Genomic DNA, 21,415 nt, shown 5'->3' on the forward strand with positions numbered 1-21,415 from the left:
CCGGGCTATAATCCCGAGGCTTTGCATGCCGCAAGGCGCACGGAGAGGGCAGTTCCAGCTCTTTTCGCAAGTCAAACATCCCGGAACAAGGAAATCATCATGATCGCAGCCTCCATCAAGGCCGAAGTCGTCAAGGACAACGCCCGCGCCGCCAACGACACTGGCAGCCCAGAAGTGCAAGTCGCACTGCTGACCGCCCGCATCAACGAGCTCACCCCCCACTTCAAGACCCACGCCAAGGACCACCACGGCCGTCGCGGTCTGCTGCGCATGGTGAGCCGCCGCCGCAAGCTCCTGGACTACCTCAAGTCCAAGAACGCTGAACGTTACACCGCGCTGATCGCCAAGCTGGGTCTGCGCAAGTAATTCGAATCGCATGAAAAAACGCCTGGGTTAGTCCGCTAGCTCAGGCGTTTTTTACTTCGCGATCCACTTTTCGGAGTGCCCAAACAGAGCGAAGCTGTGTCATTCCAATGAAGTTCGGGCGATCTTCACTGGAATGGCATCGTGTTCTGAGAAGCCTCCGGCCCTTGCAGATCCTGTGTGGTCTGCTATCAAAACAGGAGCAAAAATGAGCCTCTTCAACAAAGTCACCAAGTCGTTCCAATGGGGCGACAAGACCGTCGTCATGGAAACGGGCGAAGTCGCCCGCCAGGCCAACGGCGCTGTGCTGGTCGACATCGACGGCACCGTGATCCTGGCGACCGTGGTCGCCTCCAAGTCGGCCAAGCCCGGCCAGGACTTCTTCCCGCTGACCGTCGACTACATCGAGAAGACCTACGCCGCGGGCAAGATCCCCGGCAGCTTCTTCAAGCGCGAAGCCAAGCCCAGCGAACACGAAACGCTGACCAGCCGCCTGATCGACCGTCCGATCCGTCCGCTGTTCCCCGAAGGCTTCCTGAACGAAGTGCACGTGGTCATCCACACCGTGTCGCTCAACCCCGAAGTCGACGCCGACATCGCCGCCATGATCGGCGTGAGCGCCGCCCTGTCGATCTCCGGCATCCCGTTCAGCGGCCCCATCGGTGCCGCCCGCGTGGGCTACATCAACGGCCAGTACGTGCTGAATCCGGGCCAGACGGCCCGCAAGGATTCGCAGATGGACCTCGTCGTCGCCGGCACGCAAGCCGCCGTGCTGATGGTCGAGTCCGAAGCCCAGCAGCTGAGCGAAGAAATCATGCTCGGCGGCGTGGTGTTCGGCCATGAACAAGCCGGCATCGCCATCAACGCGATCCACGAACTCGTGCGCGACGCCGGCAAGCCGGTGTGGGACTGGCAAGCGCCCGCCGAAGACGAAGCCTTCGTCGCCAAGGTCAAGGGCCTGGCCGAAGAAAAGCTGCGCGCCGTGTACCAGATCCGCAGCAAGCAAGCCCGCACGCAAGCCCTGCGCGAAGCCAACGCCAGCGTGATGGCCTCGCTCAAGGAAAGCGGCGAGCCCTTCGACGCCGGCAAGGTCAACGACCTGCTGTTCTCGATCGAATCGAAGATCGTGCGCAGCCAGATCCTGTCGGGCGAGCCCCGCATCGACGGCCGCGACACGCGCACCGTGCGCCCCATCGAGATCCGCAACTCGGTGCTGCCCCGCACCCACGGTTCGGCCCTGTTCACGCGCGGTGAAACGCAGGCGCTGGTCATCACCACGCTGGGCACCGAACGCGACGCACAGCGCATCGACGCGCTGGCCGGCGAGTACGAAGACCGCTTCCTGTTCCACTACAACATGCCTCCCTTCGCCACCGGCGAAGTGGGCCGCATGGGCTCGACCAAGCGCCGCGAAATCGGCCACGGCCGCCTGGCCAAGCGCGCGCTCGTCGCCGTGCTGCCGAACAAGGAAGAGTTCCCGTACACGGTTCGCGTGGTGTCGGAAATCACCGAATCGAACGGCTCCTCGTCGATGGCTTCTGTCTGCGGCGGCTGCCTGTCGATGATGGACGCCGGCGTGCCCATGAAGGCGCACGTGGCCGGTATCGCCATGGGCCTGATCAAGGAAGACAACCGCTTCGCGGTGCTGACCGACATCCTGGGCGACGAAGATCACCTGGGCGACATGGACTTCAAGGTTGCGGGCACCACCAACGGCATCACCGCGCTGCAGATGGACATCAAGATCCAGGGCATCACCAAGGAAATCATGCAGGTCGCACTGGCGCAAGCCAAGGAAGCGCGCATGCACATCCTGGGCAAGATGCAGGAAGCCATGGGCGAGGCCAAGGCCGAAGTCTCCAGCTTCGCTCCGCGCCTGACCACGCTGAAGATCAACCCCGAGAAGATCCGCGACGTGATCGGCAAGGGCGGCTCGGTCATCCGTGGCCTGCAGGAAGAAACCGGCACGACGATCAACATCGACGAAGACGGCACCATCACCATCGCCTCGACCGATCCGGAAAAGGCGGAGTTCGCCAAGCGCCGCATCGAGCAGATCACGGCTGAAGTCGAAATCGGCAAGGTCTACGAAGGCCCGGTCACCAAGATCCTGGACTTCGGCGCGCTCATCAACCTGCTGCCTGGCAAGGACGGCCTGCTGCACATCAGCCAGATCGCGCACGAACGCGTCGAGAAGGTGACCGACTATCTGAGCGAAGGCCAGATCGTGAAGGTCAAGGTTCTGGAAACCGACGAAAAGGGCCGCGTCAAGCTGTCCATGAAGGCCCTGACCGAGCGTCCGGCCGGCATGGAATACAGCGAGCGCCCGCCCCGTGAAGACCGCGGCGATCGCGGCGAGCGCCGTGACCGTGGCGACCGCGGTGGTGATCGCGGCGACCGTGGCGAGCGCGCACCGCGCTTCAACAACGAGCAGCAACAGCAGCCGCGCAACGAGCAGCCGCAGGCTCCGGCCGGCGAACAGCAGCAAGCCCCGCGCGAGCCTCAGGAGTAAGAAGGGCGCAACGGCGGCCATGCGCCGCCGTTGCTATCTTTTGAACAGCAAGCTTCGCCCCATCTGCGGGCGTTGGAGGCCGAAAGACCATGAAAGCCATTGAAATCACTTCGTACGGCGCCCCTGAGGTGCTGCGCGTGGCGGAGCGTCCCGACCCGGTCGCGGGCGCGGGCGAACTGCTGATCCGCGTCGCGGCAAGTGGCGTCAATCGCCCCGACGTGCTGCAGCGCAAGGGCAACTACCCGGTGCCCCCGGGTGCGTCCGACCTGCCGGGCCTCGAAGTGGCCGGCGAGATCGTGTCGGGCGACGCCGCGGCGTTGGCCGAGGCCGGCTTCAAGGTCGGCGACCGCGTGTGCGCGCTCATCGCGGGCGGCGGCTATGCCGAACTCTGCGTGGCGCCTGTCGCGCAGTGCCTGCCGGTGCCCAAGGGCTGGAGCGATGTCGACGCGGCTGCGCTGCCCGAGACCTTCTTCACCGTGTGGAGCAACGTGTTCGAGCGCGGCCGCCTGCAAAAGGGCGAGACGCTGCTCATCCAGGGCGGCTCGAGCGGCATCGGCGTCACGGCGATCCAGATCGCCAAGGCGCTCGGTGCCACCGTGATCGTCACGGCCGGCAGCGACGAGAAGTGCGAAGCCTGCAAGAAGCTCGGCGCCGACCATGCCATCAACTACCGCACGAGCGACTTCGCCGAAGAGGCGAAGAAGCTCACGGGCGGCAAGGGCGTGGACGTGGTGCTCGACATGGTGGCGGGCGACTACGTGGCGCGCGAGATCGATTGCCTGGCCGAAGACGGCCGGCTCGTGATCATCGCGGTGCAGGGCGGGGTGAAGAGCGAGATCAATGCGGGCCTCGTGCTGCGCAAGCGTCTCACCGTCACCGGCTCGACGCTGCGTCCGCGGCCGGTGGCGTTCAAGGCGGCCATTGCCAAGGCGCTGCGCGAGAAGGTCTGGCCGCTGCTGGAGAACGGCGCGATCAAGCCCGTGATCCACAGCACCTTCGCGGCGGCGGGTGAATCAACGGGTGAGCCCAGCGGCGCAGCCCAGGCTCACACGCTGATGGAATCGAACCAGCACATCGGCAAGATCGTGCTGACATGGTGAAGACAACGCGATGACAACCCACAAGAAACTGATCGCCGGCAACTGGAAGATGAATGGCGGCCTGGCTGCCAACGAGGCGCTGGTGAAGGCCCTGCAGCAAGGCCTGGCCACAAGCCCGGCGGCTTGCGATGTGGCGCTGTGCGCGCCCGCGCCGTACTTTGCGCAACTGCAGTCGCTGCTGGCGGGTTCGCCGGCGCTGGCGATTGGCGCGCAGGACATCTCGGCGCATCCGCAGGGTGCGTTCACGGGCGAGCAATCGGCCGCGATGCTGAAGGACTTCGGCGTGCGCTATGCGATCGTCGGGCACTCCGAGCGTCGCCAGTACCACGGCGAGACCGACGACGCGGTGGCTGCGAAGACCGCTGCGGCGCTGGCGAACGGCATCACGCCGATCGTCTGCGTGGGCGAGACGCTGGCACAGCGAGAAGCAGGGCAGACCGAAGAGGTCGTCAAGCGCCAGCTGGCCGCGGTCATTCACGTGAACGGCCATTGCATCAGCGAGATCGTGGTGGCCTACGAGCCTGTCTGGGCCATCGGCACGGGCAAGACGGCCACGCCGGAGCAGGCGCAGGCGGTGCATGCCGTGTTGCGTGCGCAGCTGCATCACGCGGCGAGCGAGCATGCCGCGGGCATCAAGATCCTTTACGGCGGCAGCATGAATGCGGCCAACGCCGCGGAGCTGCTGTCGCAGGCCGACATCGACGGCGGCCTCATCGGCGGCGCGTCGCTCAAGGCGCCTGACTTTCTGCAGATCATTTCCGCCGCTGCGCGCTGAACGCGCAACGGCTGTATCACTTAGGAGTAAGAACGAATGAACCTGGTCCTCAATCTATTGGTCGGCGTGCAGATGCTGGCAGCCCTCGCCATGATCGGCCTGATCCTGATCCAGCACGGCAAGGGTGCCGACATGGGCGCGGCCTTCGGCAGCGGCAGCGCGGGCAGCCTGTTCGGTGCAAGCGGCAGTGCGAACTTTCTGTCGCGCACCACCGCAGTGCTCGCCGCCGTGTTCTTTGCATGCACGCTGCTGCTGGCTTACTTCAGCCATGCACGTCCTGCGGGCGGCGGCAGTCTGCTCGAACGCGCCGCAGTGGGCGCGCCTGCTGCGCCTGCGGCCCCTGGCGCATCGAACGAAATCCCCGGCGCAGCGGCTCCGAGCGCGGGTGCTTCGGCTCCTGCCGCACCTGTTTCGGGTGCCGGTCAGATCCCGAGCAAGTAATCAACTCGTTTTCATGAGTCCCCTGTGAAAAATAGCTTCATTTCAGGGTAAACTCTAAATCTGTTCAGAAAGCCAAATGCCTGTTTCCAGGTACCTCATGCCATCTGAACAGTAAAAACCGCGGTCGTGGTGAAATTGGTAGACACGCTATCTTGAGGGGGTAGTGGCGAAAGCTGTGCGAGTTCGAGTCTCGCCGACCGCACCAAATCTCATCGGCAGAAAACCTCATCCAGGGGTTCTTCTTGCCGGTGGCAAGCGGTGAAAAACTCTCGATGAATCTCGACTCCTACCTCCCCGTCCTTTTGTTCATTTTGGTCGGAGTCGGCGTAGGCGTCGCCCCTCAGGTCATCGGATACATTCTCGGCCCCAACCGGCCCGACGCCGCAAAGAACGCTCCCTACGAGTGTGGCTTTGAAGCCTTCGAGGATGCGCGCATGAAGTTCGATGTGCGCTACTACCTCGTCGCCATTCTCTTCATCCTGTTCGATCTCGAAATTGCCTTTCTCTTTCCGTGGGCCATTGCGCTCAAGGAGATCGGTGCTGTCGGCTTCTGGGCCATGATGATCTTCCTCGCCATCCTCGTCGTGGGCTTCGCCTACGAGTGGAAAAAAGGCGCGCTCGACTGGGAATGACAAAGAAAGCACACGATGGCCATTGAAGGCGTTCTCAAAGAAGGTTTCGTCACCACGACGTACGACTCGGTCGTGAACTGGGCGAAGACCGGATCTCTCTGGCCGATGACGTTCGGCCTCGCATGTTGTGCGGTGGAAATGATGCACGCGGGCGCCGCCCGCTACGACATCGACCGTTTCGGCATGCTGTTTCGTCCCAGCCCGCGCCAGTCCGATCTGATGATCGTGGCCGGCACGCTGTGCAACAAGATGGCGCCCGCTCTGCGCAAGGTCTATGACCAGATGCCCGAGCCGCGCTGGGTGCTCTCGATGGGCTCGTGCGCGAACGGCGGTGGCTACTACCACTACAGCTATTCGGTGGTGCGCGGCTGCGATCGCATCGTGCCGGTCGACGTCTACGTGCCGGGCTGCCCGCCCACCGCCGAGGCGTTGCTCTACGGCGTGATCCAGCTGCAGCAGAAGATTCGCCGCACCAACACCATCGCCCGCGCCTGAGAGATTGCCCACGATGACTGACTTTGCAATCTCTCCGGAGGTGCTGCGCGCCACGATCGCCGAGACGCTCGGCGCCAAGGCCAGGAGCGTGACGCTCGCCCTTGGGGAAGTGACCGTGGTGGTCGGCGCTGCCGACTACATCGAAGCCGCCTTGCTGCTGCGCGATGCGCCCGGCTGCCGCTTCGAGCAGCTGATCGACCTCTGCGGCATGGACTACTCCGACTACCGCGAAGGCGAGTGGCAGGGCGAGCGCTACTGCGTCGTCACCCACCTGCTGTCGGTGAGCCTCAACCAGCGCGTGCGCCTGAAGGTGTTCGCGCCGAGCGAAGACCTGCCCGTGGTCGACTCGCTGCAGCCCGTCTGGAATGCCGCCACCTGGTTCGAGCGCGAGGCGTTCGACCTGTACGGCATCGTGTTCGACGGTCACGACGACCTGCGCCGCATCCTGACCGACTACGGCTTCATCGGCCACCCGTTCCGCAAGGACTTCCCGGTGTCGGGTCACGTCGAGATGCGTTACGACGAAGAACAAAAGCGCGTGGTCTACCAGCCGGTATCGATCGAGCCGCGCGAAATCACCCCGCGCGTGATCCGCGAAGACAACTACGGCGGCGGTTTGCACTGATATGGCCGAAATCAAGAACTACACACTCAACTTCGGTCCCCAGCATCCTGCGGCACACGGCGTGCTGCGCCTGGTGCTCGAGCTGGACGGCGAAGTGATCCAGCGCGCCGACCCCCACATCGGCCTGCTGCACCGCGCGACCGAGAAGCTTGCCGAATCGCGCACCTTCATCCAGTCGCTGCCGTACATGGACCGTCTCGACTACGTGTCGATGATGAGCAACGAACACGCGTACTGCCTGGCCATCGAACGGATGATGGGCCTGGACGTGCCGATCCGCGCGCAGTACATCCGCGTGATGTTCGCCGAGATCACCCGCCTGCTGAACCATCTGCTGTGGCTCGGCGCGCACGGTCTGGACTGCGGTGCGATGAACATGCTCATCTACTGCTTCCGCGAACGTGAAGACCTGTTCGACATGTACGAGGCCGTGTCCGGCGCGCGCATGCACGCGGCGTACTTCCGTCCGGGCGGCGTCTACCGCGACCTGCCGGATGCCATGCCGCAGTACAAGGTCAGCAAGATCAAGAACGCGAAGGCCATCGAGCGCCTGAACGAAGACCGCCAAGGCTCGCTGCTCGACTTCATCGACGCCTTCTGCAAGCGTTTCCCGAAGATGGTCGACGAGTACGAAACGCTGCTCACCGACAACCGCATCTGGAAGCAGCGCACCGTGGGCATCGGCGTGGTCACGCCGGAGCGCGCGCTGAACCTCGGCTTCACCGGCCCGATGCTGCGTGGCTCGGGCATCGAATGGGACCTGCGCAAGAAGCAGCCCTACGACGTCTACGACCAGATGCACTTCGACGTGCCCGTGGGCAAGACCGGCGACTGCTACGACCGTTACCTGGTGCGCGTGGAAGAAATGCGCCAGGCCAACAAGATCATCCAGCAGTGCTCGGCCTGGCTGCGTGCCAACCCCGGCCCGGTCATCACCAGCAACCACAAGGTCGCCGCGCCTGCGCGCGAATCGATGAAGGCGAACATGGAGGAGCTGATCCACCATTTCAAGCTCTTCACCGAAGGCTTCCATGTGCCCGAAGGCGAAGCGTATGCCGCCGTCGAGCATCCGAAGGGCGAGTTCGGCATCTATCTCGTGAGCGACGGCGCCAACAAGCCGTACCGCCTGAAGATCCGCGCCCCTGGTTTCCCGCACCTCGCCGCCCTCGACGAAATGTCGCGCGGTCACATGATCGCCGACGCTGTCGCGGTGATCGGCACGATGGACATCGTGTTCGGCGAGATCGACAGGTGAGAAAGAGCGAATGACTTCCTCGACCCACCATGACACGGCGCCTTCGGCGCCTTGCGCACCTCTTGAGCCCGCGATCCTCGAGCGCTTTGCGCGCGAGGTCGCCAAGTACCCCGAAGCAGGCAAGCAATCCGCCGTGATGGCTTGCCTGGCCGTCGTCCAGCAGGACGAGGGCTACGTCAGCCTGCAGCGCGAGCGCGAGATTGCCGAGTACCTCGGCATGGCGCCCATCGCCGTGCACGAAGTGACGACCTTCTACAACATGTACAACCAGCATCCGGTGGGCAAGTTCAAGCTCAACGTGTGCACCAACCTGCCTTGCCAGCTGCGTGACGGCGTCACCGCCCTCGTGCACCTGGAGAAGAAGCTCGGCATCAAGATGGGCGAGACCACGGCCGACGGCGTGTTCACGCTGCAGCAGAGCGAATGCCTGGGCGCGTGCGCCGATTCGCCCGTGATGCTGGTCAACGACCGCACCATGTGCAGCTTCATGAGCAACGAAAAGCTCGACCAGCTCATCGACGGCCTGCGTGGTTCCACGCCCGCCACCAAGGGGGAGGCTTCGTGATGTCACCCGAACAAGTTCTCCAGCAGTTCCAGGCAACGGGCGTCCAGACCTGTTTCCATGACCGCCACATCGAGCCGCAGATCTATGCGGGCCTCGACGGCACCAACTGGCGCCTGGCCGACTACGAAGCGCGCGGCGGCTACCAGGCGCTGCGCAAGATCCTGACGGAGGGCCTCACGCCCGACCAGGTGATTGCCGAAGTGAAGGCCTCGGGCCTGCGCGGCCGTGGCGGCGCGGGTTTCCCGACCGGCCTGAAGTGGAGCTTCATGCCCCGCCAGTTCCCGGGCCAGAAGTACCTCGTCTGCAATTCGGACGAAGGCGAACCCGGCACGTGCAAGGACCGCGACATCCTGCAGTTCAACCCGCACATCGTGATCGAAGGCATGGCCATCGCCGCGTATGCGATGGGCATCAGCGTCGGCTACAACTACATCCACGGCGAGATCTTCCAGAGCTACGACCGTTTCGAGGAAGCCCTCGAAGAAGCGCGCGCCGCCGGCTACCTCGGCGACAAGATCATGGGCAGCACGTACAACTTCCAGTTGCACGCCGCCCACGGCTTCGGCGCCTACATCTGCGGCGAAGAAACCGCGCTGCTCGAGTCGCTCGAAGGCAAGAAGGGCCAGCCGCGCTTCAAGCCGCCGTTCCCGGCCAGCTTCGGCCTGTACGGCAAGCCGACCACCATCAACAACACCGAGACCTTCGCGGCGGTGCCCTGGATCATCCGCAACGGCGGTCCGGCCTACCTCGAATGCGGCAAGCCGAACAACGGCGGCACCAAGATCTACTCGGTGAGCGGCGACGTCGAGTTGCCCGGCAACTACGAAGTGCCCATGGGCACGCCGTTCTCCAAGCTGCTGGAGCTGTGCGGTGGCGTGCGCAAGGGTCGCACCCTGAAGGCCGTGATCCCTGGCGGATCGTCGTCGCCGGTGCTGCCGGCCGACATCATGATGGCCTGCACCATGGACTACGACTCCATCGCCAAGGCCGGCTCGATGCTCGGTTCGGGCGCGGTGATCGTCATGGACGACAGCCGTTCGATGGTCGAGTCGCTCAAGCGCCTGTCGTACTTCTACATGCACGAGTCCTGCGGCCAGTGCACGCCGTGCCGCGAAGGCACGGGCTGGCTTTACCGCGTGGTGGAGCGCATCCACAACGGGCAGGGCAGGGCGAACGACATGGACCTGCTGAACTCCGTGGCAGACAACATCCAGGGCCGCACGATCTGCGCGCTCGGCGACGCAGCGGCCATGCCGGTGCGCGCCATGATCAAGCACTTCCGTCATGAGTTCGAAGCCCTGATTCCGGGCTACGTTCCCAAAGCGCCGGTCCAGGCCTGAGCGCGAGAAAAACACATATGGTTGAAATCGAACTCGACGGCAAGAAGGTCGACGTGACCGAAGGCAGCATGATCATGCATGCGGCCGACAAGGCGGGCACGTACATTCCGCACTTCTGCTATCACAAGAAACTCAGCATCGCGGCCAACTGCCGCATGTGCCTCGTGGACGTGGAAAAAGCGCCCAAGCCGATGCCGGCCTGCGCCACGCCCGTCACGCAAGGCATGATCGTTCGCACCAAGAGCGAGAAGGCCATCAAGGCGCAGCAGTCGGTCATGGAGTTCCTCCTGATCAACCACCCGCTGGATTGCCCGATCTGCGACCAGGGCGGCGAATGCCAGCTGCAGGACCTGGCCGTGGGCTACGGCGGCTCCTCTTCGCGCTACGAAGAAGAAAAGCGCGTCGTGTTCCACAAGGACGTGGGCCCGCTGATCAGCATGGAAGAGATGAGCCGCTGCATCCATTGCACGCGCTGCGTCCGCTTCGGCCAGGAAGTGGCCGGCGTGATGGAGCTCGGCATGACCCAGCGCGGCGAGCACTCCGAAATCGAGACCTTCCTCGGCGACTCGGTCGACTCCGAGCTGTCGGGCAACATGATCGACATCTGCCCGGTCGGCGCGCTCACGAGCAAGCCGTTCCGCTACAGCGCCCGCACCTGGGAACTGTCGCGCCGCAAGTCGGTGAGCCCGCATGACTCCACCGGTGCCAACCTGATCGTCCAGGTCAAGAACAACCGCGTGATGCGCGTGGTGCCGCTGGAGAACGAAGACGTCAACGAATGCTGGATCGCCGACCGCGACCGCTTCTCGTACGAAGCGCTCAACGGCCCGGAACGCCTGACGCAGCCCATGCTCAAGCAGGGCGGCCAATGGCAGCAGGTCGACTGGCAGACGGCGCTCGAGTACGTCGCCAACGGCCTGCGCCAGATCAAGGCCGACCACGGTGCCCAGAGCATCGGCACGCTGGTCAGCCCGCACAGCACGCTCGAAGAGCTGCAGCTCGCCGCCATGCTCACGCGTGAACTCGGCAGCGACAACATCGACTACCGCCTGCGCAACGCTGAATTCACGGCGTTCGAAGGCGTGCGCTGGCTCGGCACCTCGATCGCTTCGCTCACGCAAGTGCAGCGCGCGCTGGTCGTGGGCTCGAACCTGCGCAAGGAACATCCGCTGTTCGCACAGCGCATCCGCCAGGCCGTGCGCAAGGGCGCCGCGCTGTCGGTGATCACCTCGGCCGGCCTGATGGCCGAGCGCGACGCCTGGGCCATCGATGTGGCGCAGTCGTCCATCGTCGAAGCCGACCAGTGGGTCGAGGCCCTGGCCGCCGTGGCCGCCGCCATCGGTGAAACCAACGGCGCAGCCGCACCGCTGGCACCGAAGAGCGCACCCGGCGATGCCGCCAAGGCCATTGCTGCCTCGCTGCTGAGCGGCGAGCGCAAGGCCGTGCTGCTCGGCAATGCCGCCGCCCACCACGCCCAGGCCGGCAGCCTGCTGGCCCTGGCGAACTGGATCGGCGCGCAAACCGGCGCCACCGTCGGCTACCTGACCGAAGCCGCCAACACCGTGGGCGCGCAGATCGTCGGCGCGTTCCCCAAGAACGGCGGCCTCGATGCCGGCCGCATGCTCGCCGCGGGCTCCGGCCTGAAGGCCGTGATGCTGCTGAACACCGAGCCGGTGTTCGACTCGGCCGCCGGCGCCGCCGCTGCCGATGTCATCGGCAATGCGCAAATGGTCGTCACGCTCAGCCCCTTCAAGGCCAACCTCGCGTTCAGCGACGTGCTGCTCCCGATCGCTCCGTTCACCGAAACGCCGGGCACCTTCGTCAATGCCGAAGGCCGCCTGCAAGGTTTCCATGCCGTCGTGAAGCCGCAAGGCGAAACGCGTCCGGCGTGGAAGGTGCTGCGCGTGCTCGCCAACCTGCTGGGCCTGCCGGGCTTCGCGTTCGAATCGACCGCCGACGTTCTGGCCACCATCGGTGACAAGGGCGCGGTGCCGGCGAATGCGCTGAGCAACGCCACCTCCGCCGCTGCCGTGGCTGCCGACGGTGCTGTCGCAGCGCCCGTGGTCGCCAGCATCTACCAGCTGGACTCGATCGTGCGCCGCGCACCGTCGCTGCAACTGACCGCCGATGCACGCAATGCATCGAGCGCACCGGCCGCACCGGCTCGGGCCGAGGAGGCACTGGCATGATCGACGCAATTCATGGCTTCGGCCAGGGGCTGGTCGCCGCAGGCTGGTGGACCGCCGTGGTCTGGCCTGTGATCTGGACGCTGATCAAGATCATCGTGGTCGTGCTTCCGTTGATGGGGGCCGTGGCCTACCTCACGCTGTGGGAGCGCAAGGCCATCGGCTTCACGCAGATCCGCATCGGCCCGAACCGCACCGGCCCGCTGGGCCTGTTGCAGCCGATCGCCGACGCGCTCAAGCTGATGACCAAGGAAATCATTCTTCCGACGGTCGCCAACAAGGGCCTGTTCCTGCTCGGCCCAGTCATGACCATCATGCCGGCGCTGGCCGCATGGGCCGTGATTCCCTTCGGTCCCGACGTGGCGCTGGCCAACATCAACGCCGGCCTGCTGTTCGTGATGGCCATCACCTCGCTCGAGGTGTACGGCGTGATCATCGCCGGCTGGGCCTCGAACTCGAAGTACGCCTTCCTGGGCGCGCTGCGCGCCTCGGCACAGATGGTGAGCTACGAAATCGCGATGGGCTTCTGCTTCGTCGTGGTGCTGATGGTCACCGGCAGCCTGAACATGACCGAAATCGTGAACGTTCAGGGCAAGGGCATGTTCGCCAACCTGGGCGTCGGCTTCCTGTCGTGGAACTGGCTGCCGCTGCTGCCGATCTTCGTCGTGTACTTCATCTCCGGCCTCGCCGAAACCAACCGCCACCCGTTCGACGTGGTGGAAGGCGAGTCGGAAATCGTGGCCGGCCACATGATCGAGTACTCGGGCATGAGCTTCGCGATGTTCTTCCTGGCCGAGTACGCCAACATGTGGCTCGTCTCGATCCTGACCGTCGTGCTGTTCCTGGGTGGATGGCTGCCGCCGTTCGACTTCCTGAGCTTCATTCCGGGCTGGATCTGGCTGGGTGCCAAGACCTTCTGCGTGGTCACCATGTTCCTGTGGGTCCGCTCGACATTCCCGCGCTTTCGCTATGACCAGATCATGCGTCTGGGCTGGAAGATCTTCATTCCCGTCACCCTCGTGTGGCTGGTCGTGGTCGGTGGCTGGATGCAGACGCCGTTCAACATCTGGAAATAACAGGAAGCGCCAACACCATGTCTGCTGCGCACACCGCAACACCGTCCGCGCCGTTCTCGCTCAAGGACTTCCTGAGCAGCTTCATGCTGTTCGAGCTGTTCAAGGGCCTGGCCATCACCGGCAAGTACGCCTTCGCCCGCAAGATCACGGTGCAGTTCCCCGAAGAGAAGACGCCGCTGTCGCCGCGTTTTCGGGGCCTGCATGCCCTGCGCCGCTACGAAAATGGCGAAGAGCGCTGCATTGCCTGCAAGCTCTGCGAAGCCGTCTGTCCGGCGCTGGCCATCACCATCGAATCGGATGTGCGTGACGACGGCTCGCGCCGCACCACGCGCTACGACATCGACCTGACCAAGTGCATCTTCTGCGGCTTTTGCGAAGAGAGCTGCCCGGTCGACTCGATCGTGGAAACGCACATCTTCGAATACCACGGCGAGAAGCGTGGCGACCTGTACTTCACCAAGGACATGCTCCTTGCCGTGGGCGATCGCTACGAAAACGAAATTGCAGCGAACAAGGCGGCTGACGCCAAGTACCGCTGATTCCGACCAGCCCGAACCCCGTACCAATTCGAATTCCAATGGACGTCAAGACCGGTCTGTTCTATCTGTTTGCCGTGGTGCTGCTGTTCGCAGCGTTCCGCGTCATCACCGCCCGCAACCCCGTGTACGCCGCGCTGTACCTGGTGCTGGCCTTCTTCCAGGCATCGGCCATCTGGTTGCTGCTGCGCGCCGAGTTCCTCGCGATCTCGCTGGTGCTGGTGTATGTCGGCGCCGTGATGGTGCTGTTCCTGTTCGTCGTGATGATGCTGGACATCAACGTCGACGGCTTGCGGGAGGGCTTCTGGAAGCACTTCCCGCTGGCTGCCGGCGTGGGTGCGCTCATTGCGCTCGAAATGGCGGCCGTGCTCATGGGCGGCTTCCGCCTCGGCGAAGCACCGCGCGCCACGGGTGCCATGGCGGCCAATGCATCCAACACGCTCGAACTGGGCAAGTTGCTGTACTCCGAATATCTCTACCCGCTGGAAATCGCCGCGGTCATCCTGCTCGTGGCCATCGTGGCCGCCATCGCGTTGACGCTGCGCACCCGCAAGGACAGCAAGTACGTCAACCCGGGCGACCAGGTCCGCGTGAAGGCGCGTGACCGCGTGCGCATCGTGCAGATGCCGGTGACGCGTGCGGCCGAACCCGTGGCGGCTGAACCAGCAGCTGCGGACGCTGCAAAGGAAAACAAGGCATGACGCTCACGCTCGGACACTTTCTTTCGCTCGGCGCGATGCTCTTCGCGCTGTCCGTGATCGGCATTTTCCTGAACCGCAAGAACCTGATCGTTCTGCTGATGGCCATCGAGCTGATGCTGCTGGCGGTCAACATGAACTTCGTGGCGTTCTCCCACTTCCTGGGCGACATGCACGGACAGATCTTCGTGTTCTTCATCCTGACGGTGGCGGCGGCCGAGTCGGCCATCGGGCTGGCACTGCTGGTTCTGCTGTTCCGCAACAAGTCGAACATCAACGTGGACGAACTCAACTCGCTCAAGGGTTGACAGCAACATGAGCGCAACCCTTTCCGCATCCACACTGCTGGCCGTGCCGCTGGCACCCCTGGTCGGCGCCGCCGTCGCAGGCCTGTTCGGCACCAAATTCGGCGGCAATCACATCGGGCGCAAGGTCACGCATTCGCTGACCATCCTGGGCGTGCTGGTGGCCTTCATCATCTCGGCCATGACGCTCAAGAGCGTGGTGGCCGACGGTGCCCGCTTCAACGCCACCCTCTACGAGTGGATGGTGGTCGGCGGCCTGAAGATGGAAGTCGGCTTCATGGTCGACGGCCTCACCGCCATGATGATGTGCGTCGTGACCTTCGTGTCGCTGATGGTCCACATCTACACCATCGGCTACATGGAAGAAGACGACGGCTACAACCGTTTCTTCGCGTACATCTCGCTGTTCACGTTCTCGATGCTGATGCTCGTCATGAGCAACAACATGCTCCAGCTGTTCTTCGGCTGGGAGGCGGTGGGCCTGGTGTCGTACCTGTTGATCGGCTTCTGGTTCAACAAGCCGACCGCGATCTTCGCGAACATGAAGGCCTTCCTGGTCAACCGCGTGGGCGACTTCGGCTTCATCCTCGGTATCGGCCTGATCGCCGCCTACGCCGGCACGCTGAACTACACCGAAGCCTTCGCCAAGGCCAACACCCTGGCCGGCATCACCTTCCCGGGCACCGAGTGGATGCTCATCACGGTGATCTGCATCTGCCTGTTCATCGGCGCCATGGGCAAGAGCGCGCAGTTCCCGCTGCACGTGTGGCTGCCAGACTCGATGGAAGGCCCGACGCCCATCTCCGCGCTGATCCACGCCGCGACCATGGTCACGGCCGGCATCTTCATGGTGGCGCGCATGTCGCCGCTGTTCGAGCTGAGCGACACGGCCCTGAGTTTCATCCTCGTGATCGGCGCCATCACCGCGCTGTTCATGGGCTTCCTGGGCATCATCCAGAACGACATCAAGCGCGTGGTCGCGTATTCGACGCTCTCGCAGCTCGGCTACATGACGGTGGCGCTCGGTGCCTCGGCCTATTCGGTCGCGGTGTTCCACCTGATGACGCACGCGTTCTTCAAGGCGCTGCTGTTCCTCGGTGCCGGCTCGGTCATCATCGGCATGCACCACAACCAGGACATCCGCTGGATGGGCGGCGTGCGCAAGTACATGCCGATCACCTGGATCACTTCGCTGCTGGGTTCGCTCGCGCTGATCGGCACGCCGTTCTTCGCCGGCTTCTACTCGAAGGACAGCATCATCGAAGCGGTGCACGAAAGCCACCTGTGGGGCGCGAACTTCGCGTACTACGCGGTGCTGGCCGGCGTGTTCATCACGGCGTTCTACTCGTTCCGCATGTACTTCCTGGTCTTCCACGGCAAGGAACGCTACGACCAGAACCCCGACGCCCACCACGACGACCATGCGCACGACGCCCATGGCCATGACGATCACGGGCATGGTCACGACGCCCACAAGCCGCACGAGTCGCCCATGGTGGTCTGGCTGCCGCTGGTGCTGCTGGCCATTCCCTCGGTGGTGATCGGCTTCATGACGATCGAGCCGATGCTGTTCGGCGAGTTCTTCAAGAACGCGATCTTCGTGGACGGTGCCAAGCACCACGCCATGAAGGAACTGGAAGAAGCCTTCCACGGCCCGGTGGCCATGGCCATCCACGGCCTGACGGCCGCGCCGTTCTGGCTGGCACTGGCAGGCGTGGTGCTGTCGTACTACATGTACATGATCAACCCGGCGCTGCCGGCGGCGATCAAGCGTGCGTGCGGTCCGATCTACCGCCTGCTGGAAAACAAGTACTACATGGACTGGATCAACGAGAACATCATCGCCCGCGGTACGCGTGCGCTCGGTACCGGTCTGTGGAAGGGTGGCGACCAGGCCGTGATCGACGGTGCCATCGTGAATGGTTCGTGGAAACTGGTCGGCCGGATTTCGGGTGTGGTGCGCTGGATGCAGTCGGGCTACATCTATCACTACGCCTTCGCGATGCTGCTCGGCATCTTCGTCCTCATGACGTATTTCGTCTGGTTCAAACGCTGAGCCTAAGCGCTGGAGAAAAAGAAAAATGGGTTTGTTGAGCCTTGCCATCTGGGTGCCGATTGCATTCGGCGTCGCGCTGCTGGCGTTTGGCCGTGACGAGCACGCCAGAGGCGTACGCTGGGTCGCGCTCGTCGGTGCCATCGTGAGCTTCCTGGTCACGGTGCCGCTGTTCACGCGATTCCAGAACGGTACCGCCGCCATGCAGTTCGTCGAGAAGACGAGCTGGATCTCGCGCTTCAACGTCAACTACCACCTCGGAATCGACGGCATGTCGCTCTGGCTGGTGCTGCTGACGTCGTTCATCACGGTGATCGTCGTGATCTCGGCCTGGGAAGTGATCACCGAACGCGTGAACCAGTACATGGGCGCGTTCCTGATCCTGTCGGGTTTCATGATCGGCGTGTTCTCCGCGCTCGACGGCATCCTGTTCTACGTGTTCTTCGAAGCCACGCTGATCCCGATGTACCTGATCATCGGTATCTGGGGCGGCCCGAACAAGATCTACGCGGCGTTCAAGTTCTTCCTGTACACCTTGCTCGGCTCGCTGCTGATGCTGGTGGCGCTGATCTTCCTGTACAACAAGTCGGGCGGCAGCTTCGACATCCTGGCCTGGCACAAGCTGCCGCTGGGGTCGACCGCGCAGACCTTCCTGTTCTTCGCCTTCTTCGCGGCCTTCGCGGTGAAGGTGCCGATGTGGCCGGTGCACACCTGGCTGCCCGACGTGCACGTGGAAGCGCCCACCGGCGGCTCCGCCGTGCTGGCGGCCATCATGCTGAAGCTGGGTGCCTACGGCTTCCTGCGCTTCTCGATGCCGATCGCGCCCGACGCTTCGCACGAATGGGCCTGGCTCATGATCGCGCTGTCGCTGATCGCCGTGATCTACGTGGGCCTGGTCGCGCTGGTGCAGCAGGACATGAAGAAGCTGGTGGCTTACTCGTCGGTCGCCCACATGGGCTTCGTGACGCTGGGCTTCTTCATCTTCAACGAGCTCGGCGTGTCCGGCGGCATCGTGCAGATGATTGCCCACGGCTTCGTGTCGGGCGCCATGTTCCTGGGCATCGGCGTGCTGTACGACCGCGTGCACTCGCGCCAGATCGCCGACTACGGCGGCGTGGTCAACACCATGCCCAAGTTCGCCGCGTTCGCGCTGCTGTTCGCCATGGCCAATTGCGGCCTGCCGGGCACCGCCGGTTTCGTGGGCGAGTGGATGGTGATCCTGGGCGCCGTGAAGGCCAACTTCTGGGTGGGCCTGGGCGCCGCCACCGCGCTGATCTTCGGCGCGGCCTACACCCTGTGGATGTACAAGCGCGTGTACCTGGGCCCGGTCGGCAACGACCACGTCAAGGAACTCAAGGACATCAACGCCCGCGAATTCCTGATGCTGGCGCTGCTGGCCATCGCCGTGCTGTGGATGGGCCTGTATCCGAAGCCCTTCACCGATGCCATGGACGCCTCGGTGACCGAGCTCCTGCGCCATGTGGCAGTGTCGAAGCTGCCCTCCTGATGCCACGCTGAAGAAGAGAACGAGATGATTGACAAACTCAGCTGGGTCACGATCTACCCGGAAATCGTGCTGCTGGTCATGACCTGCATCATTGCGCTGGTCGACCTGTCCACCACGAGCCCGCGCCGCACGCGCACCTACGTGCTCACGCTGCTCACGCTCGCCGTGGTGGCCGTGCTGTCGGGCCTGCAGGCCCTCGATGCCAAGACGATCTACGGTTTCGGCGGCATGGTCGTCAGCGACCCGATGGGCAACTGGCTCAAATGCTTCGCCACCGTCGCCCTGATGGTCACGCTGGTCTACGGCCGACCCTATGCGGCCGACCGCGAGATGCTGCGCGGCGGCGAGATGTTCACCATCAGCATGTTCGCGCTGCTGGGCATGTTCGTGATGATCTCGGGCAGCAATTTCCTGCTGATCTACCTGGGCCTGGAACTGCTCACGCTGTCGAGCTACGCGCTGGTGGCGCTGCGCCGCGACAACGCCGTGGCCAGCGAAGCCGCCATGAAGTACTTCGTGCTCGGCGCCATGGCCAGCGGCTTCCTGCTGTACGGCCTGTCGATGATGTACGGCGCGACCGGTTCGCTGGACGTCAACGAAGTGTTCAAGACCATCGCCAGCGGCAAGGTGAACCACCAAGTGCTGGTGTTCGGCCTGGTGTTCATCGTGGCCGGCCTGGCATTCAAGGTGGGCGCTGCGCCGTTCCACATGTGGGTGCCCGACGTCTACCAGGGCGCACCGACCGCGGTCACGCTGCTGATCGGCGCCGCGCCTGAACTGGCTGCCTTCGCCATCATCATCCGCCTGCTGGTCGACGCGCTGCAGCCGCTGGCCATCGACTGGCAGCAGATGCTGGCCGTGATGGCCATCGCCTCGCTGCTGGTGGGCAACCTGGCCGCCATTGCGCAGAGCAACCTGAAGCGGATGCTGGCGTACTCGACCATTTCGCAGATGGGCTTCATGCTCCTGGGCCTGGTGGCGGGTTCGGACCAGCAGGGCACCTACAACGCCCAGTACGCCTACAGCGCCTCGATGTTCTACATCGTGACCTACGTGCTGACGACGCTCGCGAGCTTCGGCATCATCCTGCTGCTGGCGCGCGAAGGCTTCGAAAGCGAAGAGATCACCGACCTCGCAGGCTTGAACCAGCGCAGCCCGCTGTACGCCGGCGTGATGGCCATCGCGATGTTCTCGCTGGCCGGCCTGCCGCCGCTGGTGGGCTTCTACGCCAAGCTGGCGGTGCTGCAGGCGCTGATCGCCTCGGGCCAGGCCATCTACATCGGTCTGGCCGTGTTCGCGGTGATCATGTCGCTGATCGGCGCCTTCTACTACCTGCGCGTGGTCAAGGTCATGTACTTCGACGCGCCCGTCACGGCCACCACCGTGTCGGCACCGCGCGACGTGCGCACCGTGCTCACGATCAACGGCGCGCTGATCCTGATCCTGGGCATCCTGCCCGGCGGCCTGATGACCCTTTGCTACGACGCGATCGTGGCGACCCTGGCCCACTGACGCGGCCCCGGCCCGTTCCGTTCCGTCATTCACGGTGTCGCAAACCGCGTCGGTCTGGGTCGTGCTGCTGGTGGCCCTGGTGGCCGCCAACCTGCCTTTCTTCAACGACCGCCTGTTCGGCGTCGTGCCGCTGGCGACAAAGCCCAAGTCGCTCGCGGTGCGGCTCGCCGAGCTGGTGGTCTTGTACTTTCTGTCGGGCGCGGTCGGGCTGCTGTTCGAGCGCAGGGCGGGGCAGATCGCTTCGCAGGGCTGGGAGTTCTATGCGGTGACCGGCGCGCTGTTCATCGTGCTGGCCTTTCCCGGGTTCACCTGGCGCTACCTGATGAAACACAGGCACTGACGACATGACTTCCTCGACCACCGATTCCCATCTGCGCGAAGAGCTGATCAGCAGCGAAGAGCTCGTCAAGGGCAACTTCCTGAAAGCCAAGCGCGACACCATTCGCCTGCCCGACGGCCATACCGCCACGCGCGAGTACGTGGTGCATCCCGGTGCCGTGGTGGTCATTCCGCTGCTGGACGACGGCCGCGTGGTGCTGGAGCGCCAGTTCCGCTACCCGATCGGCCACGTGATGACCGAGTTCCCGGCGGGCAAGCTCGATGCGGGCGAAGACCCTTTCGTGTGCGGCCGCCGCGAACTGCTCGAGGAAACGGGCTACACCGCGCGCGAATGGGCGCATGCGGGTGCGATGCACCTGGCGGTGGCGTACTCCACCGAAATCATCCACATCTACTTTGCACGCGGCCTCTCGCTGGGCGAGCGCCAGCTCGACCACGGCGAGTTTCTCGACGTGTTCACGGCCACGCCCGAAGAGCTGGCCGGCTGGTGCCGCGACGGCACCGTGACCGACGCCAAGACGCTGACCTGCACGCTGTGGCTGCAGAACGTCCTTTCGGGCGCATGGGCTCTGGACTGGCAGCCCGTGCCGGCAGAAGGCAGCGCGGGATAATCCGCGCATGAAGGTTCTCGATCTCCGCTGCGCGCACGGCCATGGCTTCGAAGGCTGGTTCGCGTCCAACGAGGCCTTCGACACCCAGTTGGCCGGCGGGCTGGTCGAATGCCCGGTCTGCGGCGACACCGCCATCGTCAAGCTGCTGAGCGCGCCGCGCATCAACCTGGGCAATGCCAAGGCGCCGAAGGAATCGGCTGCGTCCGGTTCGTCTTCTTCGTCCTCACCGTCTTCCTCCAACGTTCCCGCCGAACTCTCGCCCGAAGCCCGCTGGATGCGCGCCGTGCGCGAGGTGCTGGCGAAGACCGAGGACGTCGGCGAGCGCTTTGCCGACGAGGCCCGCAAGATGCACTACGGCGAAGCCCAGGAGCGCGGCATCCGCGGCCAGGCCACGCCCGAGCAGACGGAGGCGCTGCTCGACGAAGGCATTGCGGTGATGGCGCTGCCGATTCCGGCGGCGCTCAAGGAAACCCTGCAGTAAGCGTCGCG

At 64.2% G+C, this 21,415-nt stretch carries 22 protein-coding genes and 1 tRNA gene; all 23 read left to right on the forward strand.

Annotated features, from left to right (window positions below; genetic code table 11):
• Nucleotides 1–99 precede the first annotated feature (99 nt).
• The 23 genes from rpsO to BM013_RS16000 all read left to right on the forward strand — a co-directional run bounded on the left by rpsO (nucleotide 100) and on the right by BM013_RS16000 (nucleotide 21,407).
• A complete protein-coding gene (gene rpsO / locus BM013_RS15890) occupies nucleotides 100–366 on the forward strand; it encodes a 30S ribosomal protein S15 (protein WP_093128570.1) in 267 nt (88 codons plus the stop codon).
• A gap of 205 nt (nucleotides 367–571) precedes the next feature.
• Complete coding sequence (gene pnp / locus BM013_RS15895) at nucleotides 572–2,875, forward strand: polyribonucleotide nucleotidyltransferase (RefSeq protein WP_093128571.1); 2,304 nt, start codon at nucleotides 572–574, stop codon at nucleotides 2,873–2,875.
• A gap of 89 nt (nucleotides 2,876–2,964) precedes the next feature.
• Entirely contained in the window at nucleotides 2,965–3,975 is a 1,011-nt protein-coding gene (locus BM013_RS15900) for an NAD(P)H-quinone oxidoreductase (protein ID WP_093128572.1), read from the forward strand.
• 10 nt (nucleotides 3,976–3,985) lie between these two features.
• Nucleotides 3,986–4,750: a triose-phosphate isomerase gene (gene tpiA, locus BM013_RS15905; RefSeq protein ID WP_093128574.1), complete on the forward strand. Its 765-nt coding sequence runs from the start codon at nucleotides 3,986–3,988 to the stop codon at nucleotides 4,748–4,750.
• Between the two features lie 36 nt (nucleotides 4,751–4,786).
• A complete protein-coding gene (secG, locus tag BM013_RS15910; RefSeq protein WP_093128575.1) occupies nucleotides 4,787–5,191 on the forward strand; it encodes a preprotein translocase subunit SecG in 405 nt (134 codons plus the stop codon).
• Nucleotides 5,192–5,311: 120 nt separating this feature from the next.
• Nucleotides 5,312–5,396, forward strand: a tRNA-Leu gene (locus tag BM013_RS15915).
• 67 nt (nucleotides 5,397–5,463) lie between these two features.
• Entirely contained in the window at nucleotides 5,464–5,823 is a 360-nt protein-coding gene (locus tag BM013_RS15920) for an NADH-quinone oxidoreductase subunit A (protein ID WP_012748607.1), read from the forward strand.
• A 15-nt stretch (nucleotides 5,824–5,838) separates the two neighbouring features.
• Nucleotides 5,839–6,318, forward strand: coding sequence for a NuoB/complex I 20 kDa subunit family protein (locus BM013_RS15925; RefSeq protein WP_007837763.1), 480 nt, complete (start codon nucleotides 5,839–5,841; stop codon nucleotides 6,316–6,318).
• Between the two features lie 13 nt (nucleotides 6,319–6,331).
• The gene (locus BM013_RS15930; RefSeq protein ID WP_093128577.1) at nucleotides 6,332–6,943 is read left to right on the forward strand and encodes an NADH-quinone oxidoreductase subunit C; all 612 of its coding nucleotides are present in this window, start codon (nucleotides 6,332–6,334) and stop codon (nucleotides 6,941–6,943) included.
• Nucleotide 6,944: 1 nt separating this feature from the next.
• The gene (locus BM013_RS15935; protein ID WP_093128578.1) at nucleotides 6,945–8,198 is read left to right on the forward strand and encodes an NADH-quinone oxidoreductase subunit D; all 1,254 of its coding nucleotides are present in this window, start codon (nucleotides 6,945–6,947) and stop codon (nucleotides 8,196–8,198) included.
• Nucleotides 8,199–8,208: 10 nt separating this feature from the next.
• A complete protein-coding gene (gene nuoE / locus BM013_RS15940) occupies nucleotides 8,209–8,763 on the forward strand; it encodes an NADH-quinone oxidoreductase subunit NuoE family protein (protein WP_256221523.1) in 555 nt (184 codons plus the stop codon).
• Complete coding sequence (gene nuoF, locus BM013_RS15945; protein WP_093128580.1) at nucleotides 8,763–10,103, forward strand: NADH-quinone oxidoreductase subunit NuoF; 1,341 nt, start codon at nucleotides 8,763–8,765, stop codon at nucleotides 10,101–10,103. Before nuoE ends, nuoF begins: the two co-directional genes overlap by 1 nt.
• A gap of 17 nt (nucleotides 10,104–10,120) precedes the next feature.
• Nucleotides 10,121–12,292 (forward strand): NADH-quinone oxidoreductase subunit NuoG, encoded by a 2,172-nt coding sequence (gene nuoG / locus BM013_RS15950; RefSeq protein ID WP_093128581.1) that lies wholly within the window; start codon nucleotides 10,121–10,123, stop codon nucleotides 12,290–12,292.
• On the forward strand, nucleotides 12,289–13,365 hold the full coding sequence (gene nuoH, locus BM013_RS15955; RefSeq protein ID WP_093128582.1) for an NADH-quinone oxidoreductase subunit NuoH: 1,077 nt from the start codon (nucleotides 12,289–12,291) through the stop codon (nucleotides 13,363–13,365). The genes nuoG and nuoH overlap by 4 nt, the downstream gene beginning before the upstream one ends.
• Nucleotides 13,366–13,382: 17 nt before the next feature.
• Complete coding sequence (gene nuoI, locus BM013_RS15960; protein ID WP_093128583.1) at nucleotides 13,383–13,904, forward strand: NADH-quinone oxidoreductase subunit NuoI; 522 nt, start codon at nucleotides 13,383–13,385, stop codon at nucleotides 13,902–13,904.
• A 38-nt stretch (nucleotides 13,905–13,942) separates the two neighbouring features.
• Complete coding sequence (locus tag BM013_RS15965; protein WP_093128585.1) at nucleotides 13,943–14,602, forward strand: NADH-quinone oxidoreductase subunit J; 660 nt, start codon at nucleotides 13,943–13,945, stop codon at nucleotides 14,600–14,602.
• Nucleotides 14,599–14,907 carry an NADH-quinone oxidoreductase subunit NuoK gene (gene nuoK / locus BM013_RS15970; RefSeq protein WP_019653383.1) on the forward strand — a complete coding sequence of 103 codons (309 nt, stop codon included), beginning with the start codon at nucleotides 14,599–14,601 and terminating at the stop codon, nucleotides 14,905–14,907. The genes BM013_RS15965 and nuoK overlap by 4 nt, the downstream gene beginning before the upstream one ends.
• Before the next feature lie 7 nt (nucleotides 14,908–14,914).
• Nucleotides 14,915–16,960, forward strand: coding sequence for an NADH-quinone oxidoreductase subunit L (gene nuoL / locus BM013_RS15975; protein WP_093128586.1), 2,046 nt, complete (start codon nucleotides 14,915–14,917; stop codon nucleotides 16,958–16,960).
• Nucleotides 16,961–16,985: 25 nt separating this feature from the next.
• Entirely contained in the window at nucleotides 16,986–18,464 is a 1,479-nt protein-coding gene (locus BM013_RS15980) for an NADH-quinone oxidoreductase subunit M (protein WP_093128588.1), read from the forward strand.
• Between the two features lie 24 nt (nucleotides 18,465–18,488).
• On the forward strand, nucleotides 18,489–19,976 hold the full coding sequence (gene nuoN / locus BM013_RS15985) for an NADH-quinone oxidoreductase subunit NuoN (RefSeq protein ID WP_093128589.1): 1,488 nt from the start codon (nucleotides 18,489–18,491) through the stop codon (nucleotides 19,974–19,976).
• 34 nt (nucleotides 19,977–20,010) lie between these two features.
• Nucleotides 20,011–20,316, forward strand: a complete 306-nt coding sequence (locus BM013_RS15990; RefSeq protein ID WP_093128591.1) for a DUF2818 family protein — start codon at nucleotides 20,011–20,013, stop codon at nucleotides 20,314–20,316.
• A 4-nt stretch (nucleotides 20,317–20,320) separates the two neighbouring features.
• Nucleotides 20,321–20,926, forward strand: coding sequence for an NUDIX domain-containing protein (locus BM013_RS15995; protein ID WP_093128592.1), 606 nt, complete (start codon nucleotides 20,321–20,323; stop codon nucleotides 20,924–20,926).
• A gap of 7 nt (nucleotides 20,927–20,933) precedes the next feature.
• The gene (locus BM013_RS16000) at nucleotides 20,934–21,407 is read left to right on the forward strand and encodes a DUF1178 family protein (RefSeq protein WP_093128593.1); all 474 of its coding nucleotides are present in this window, start codon (nucleotides 20,934–20,936) and stop codon (nucleotides 21,405–21,407) included.
• Nucleotides 21,408–21,415: the final 8 nt, after the last annotated feature.

This window comes from Variovorax sp. OK605 (genome assembly GCF_900115445.1).
GTDB lineage: Bacteria > Pseudomonadota > Gammaproteobacteria > Burkholderiales > Burkholderiaceae_C > Variovorax.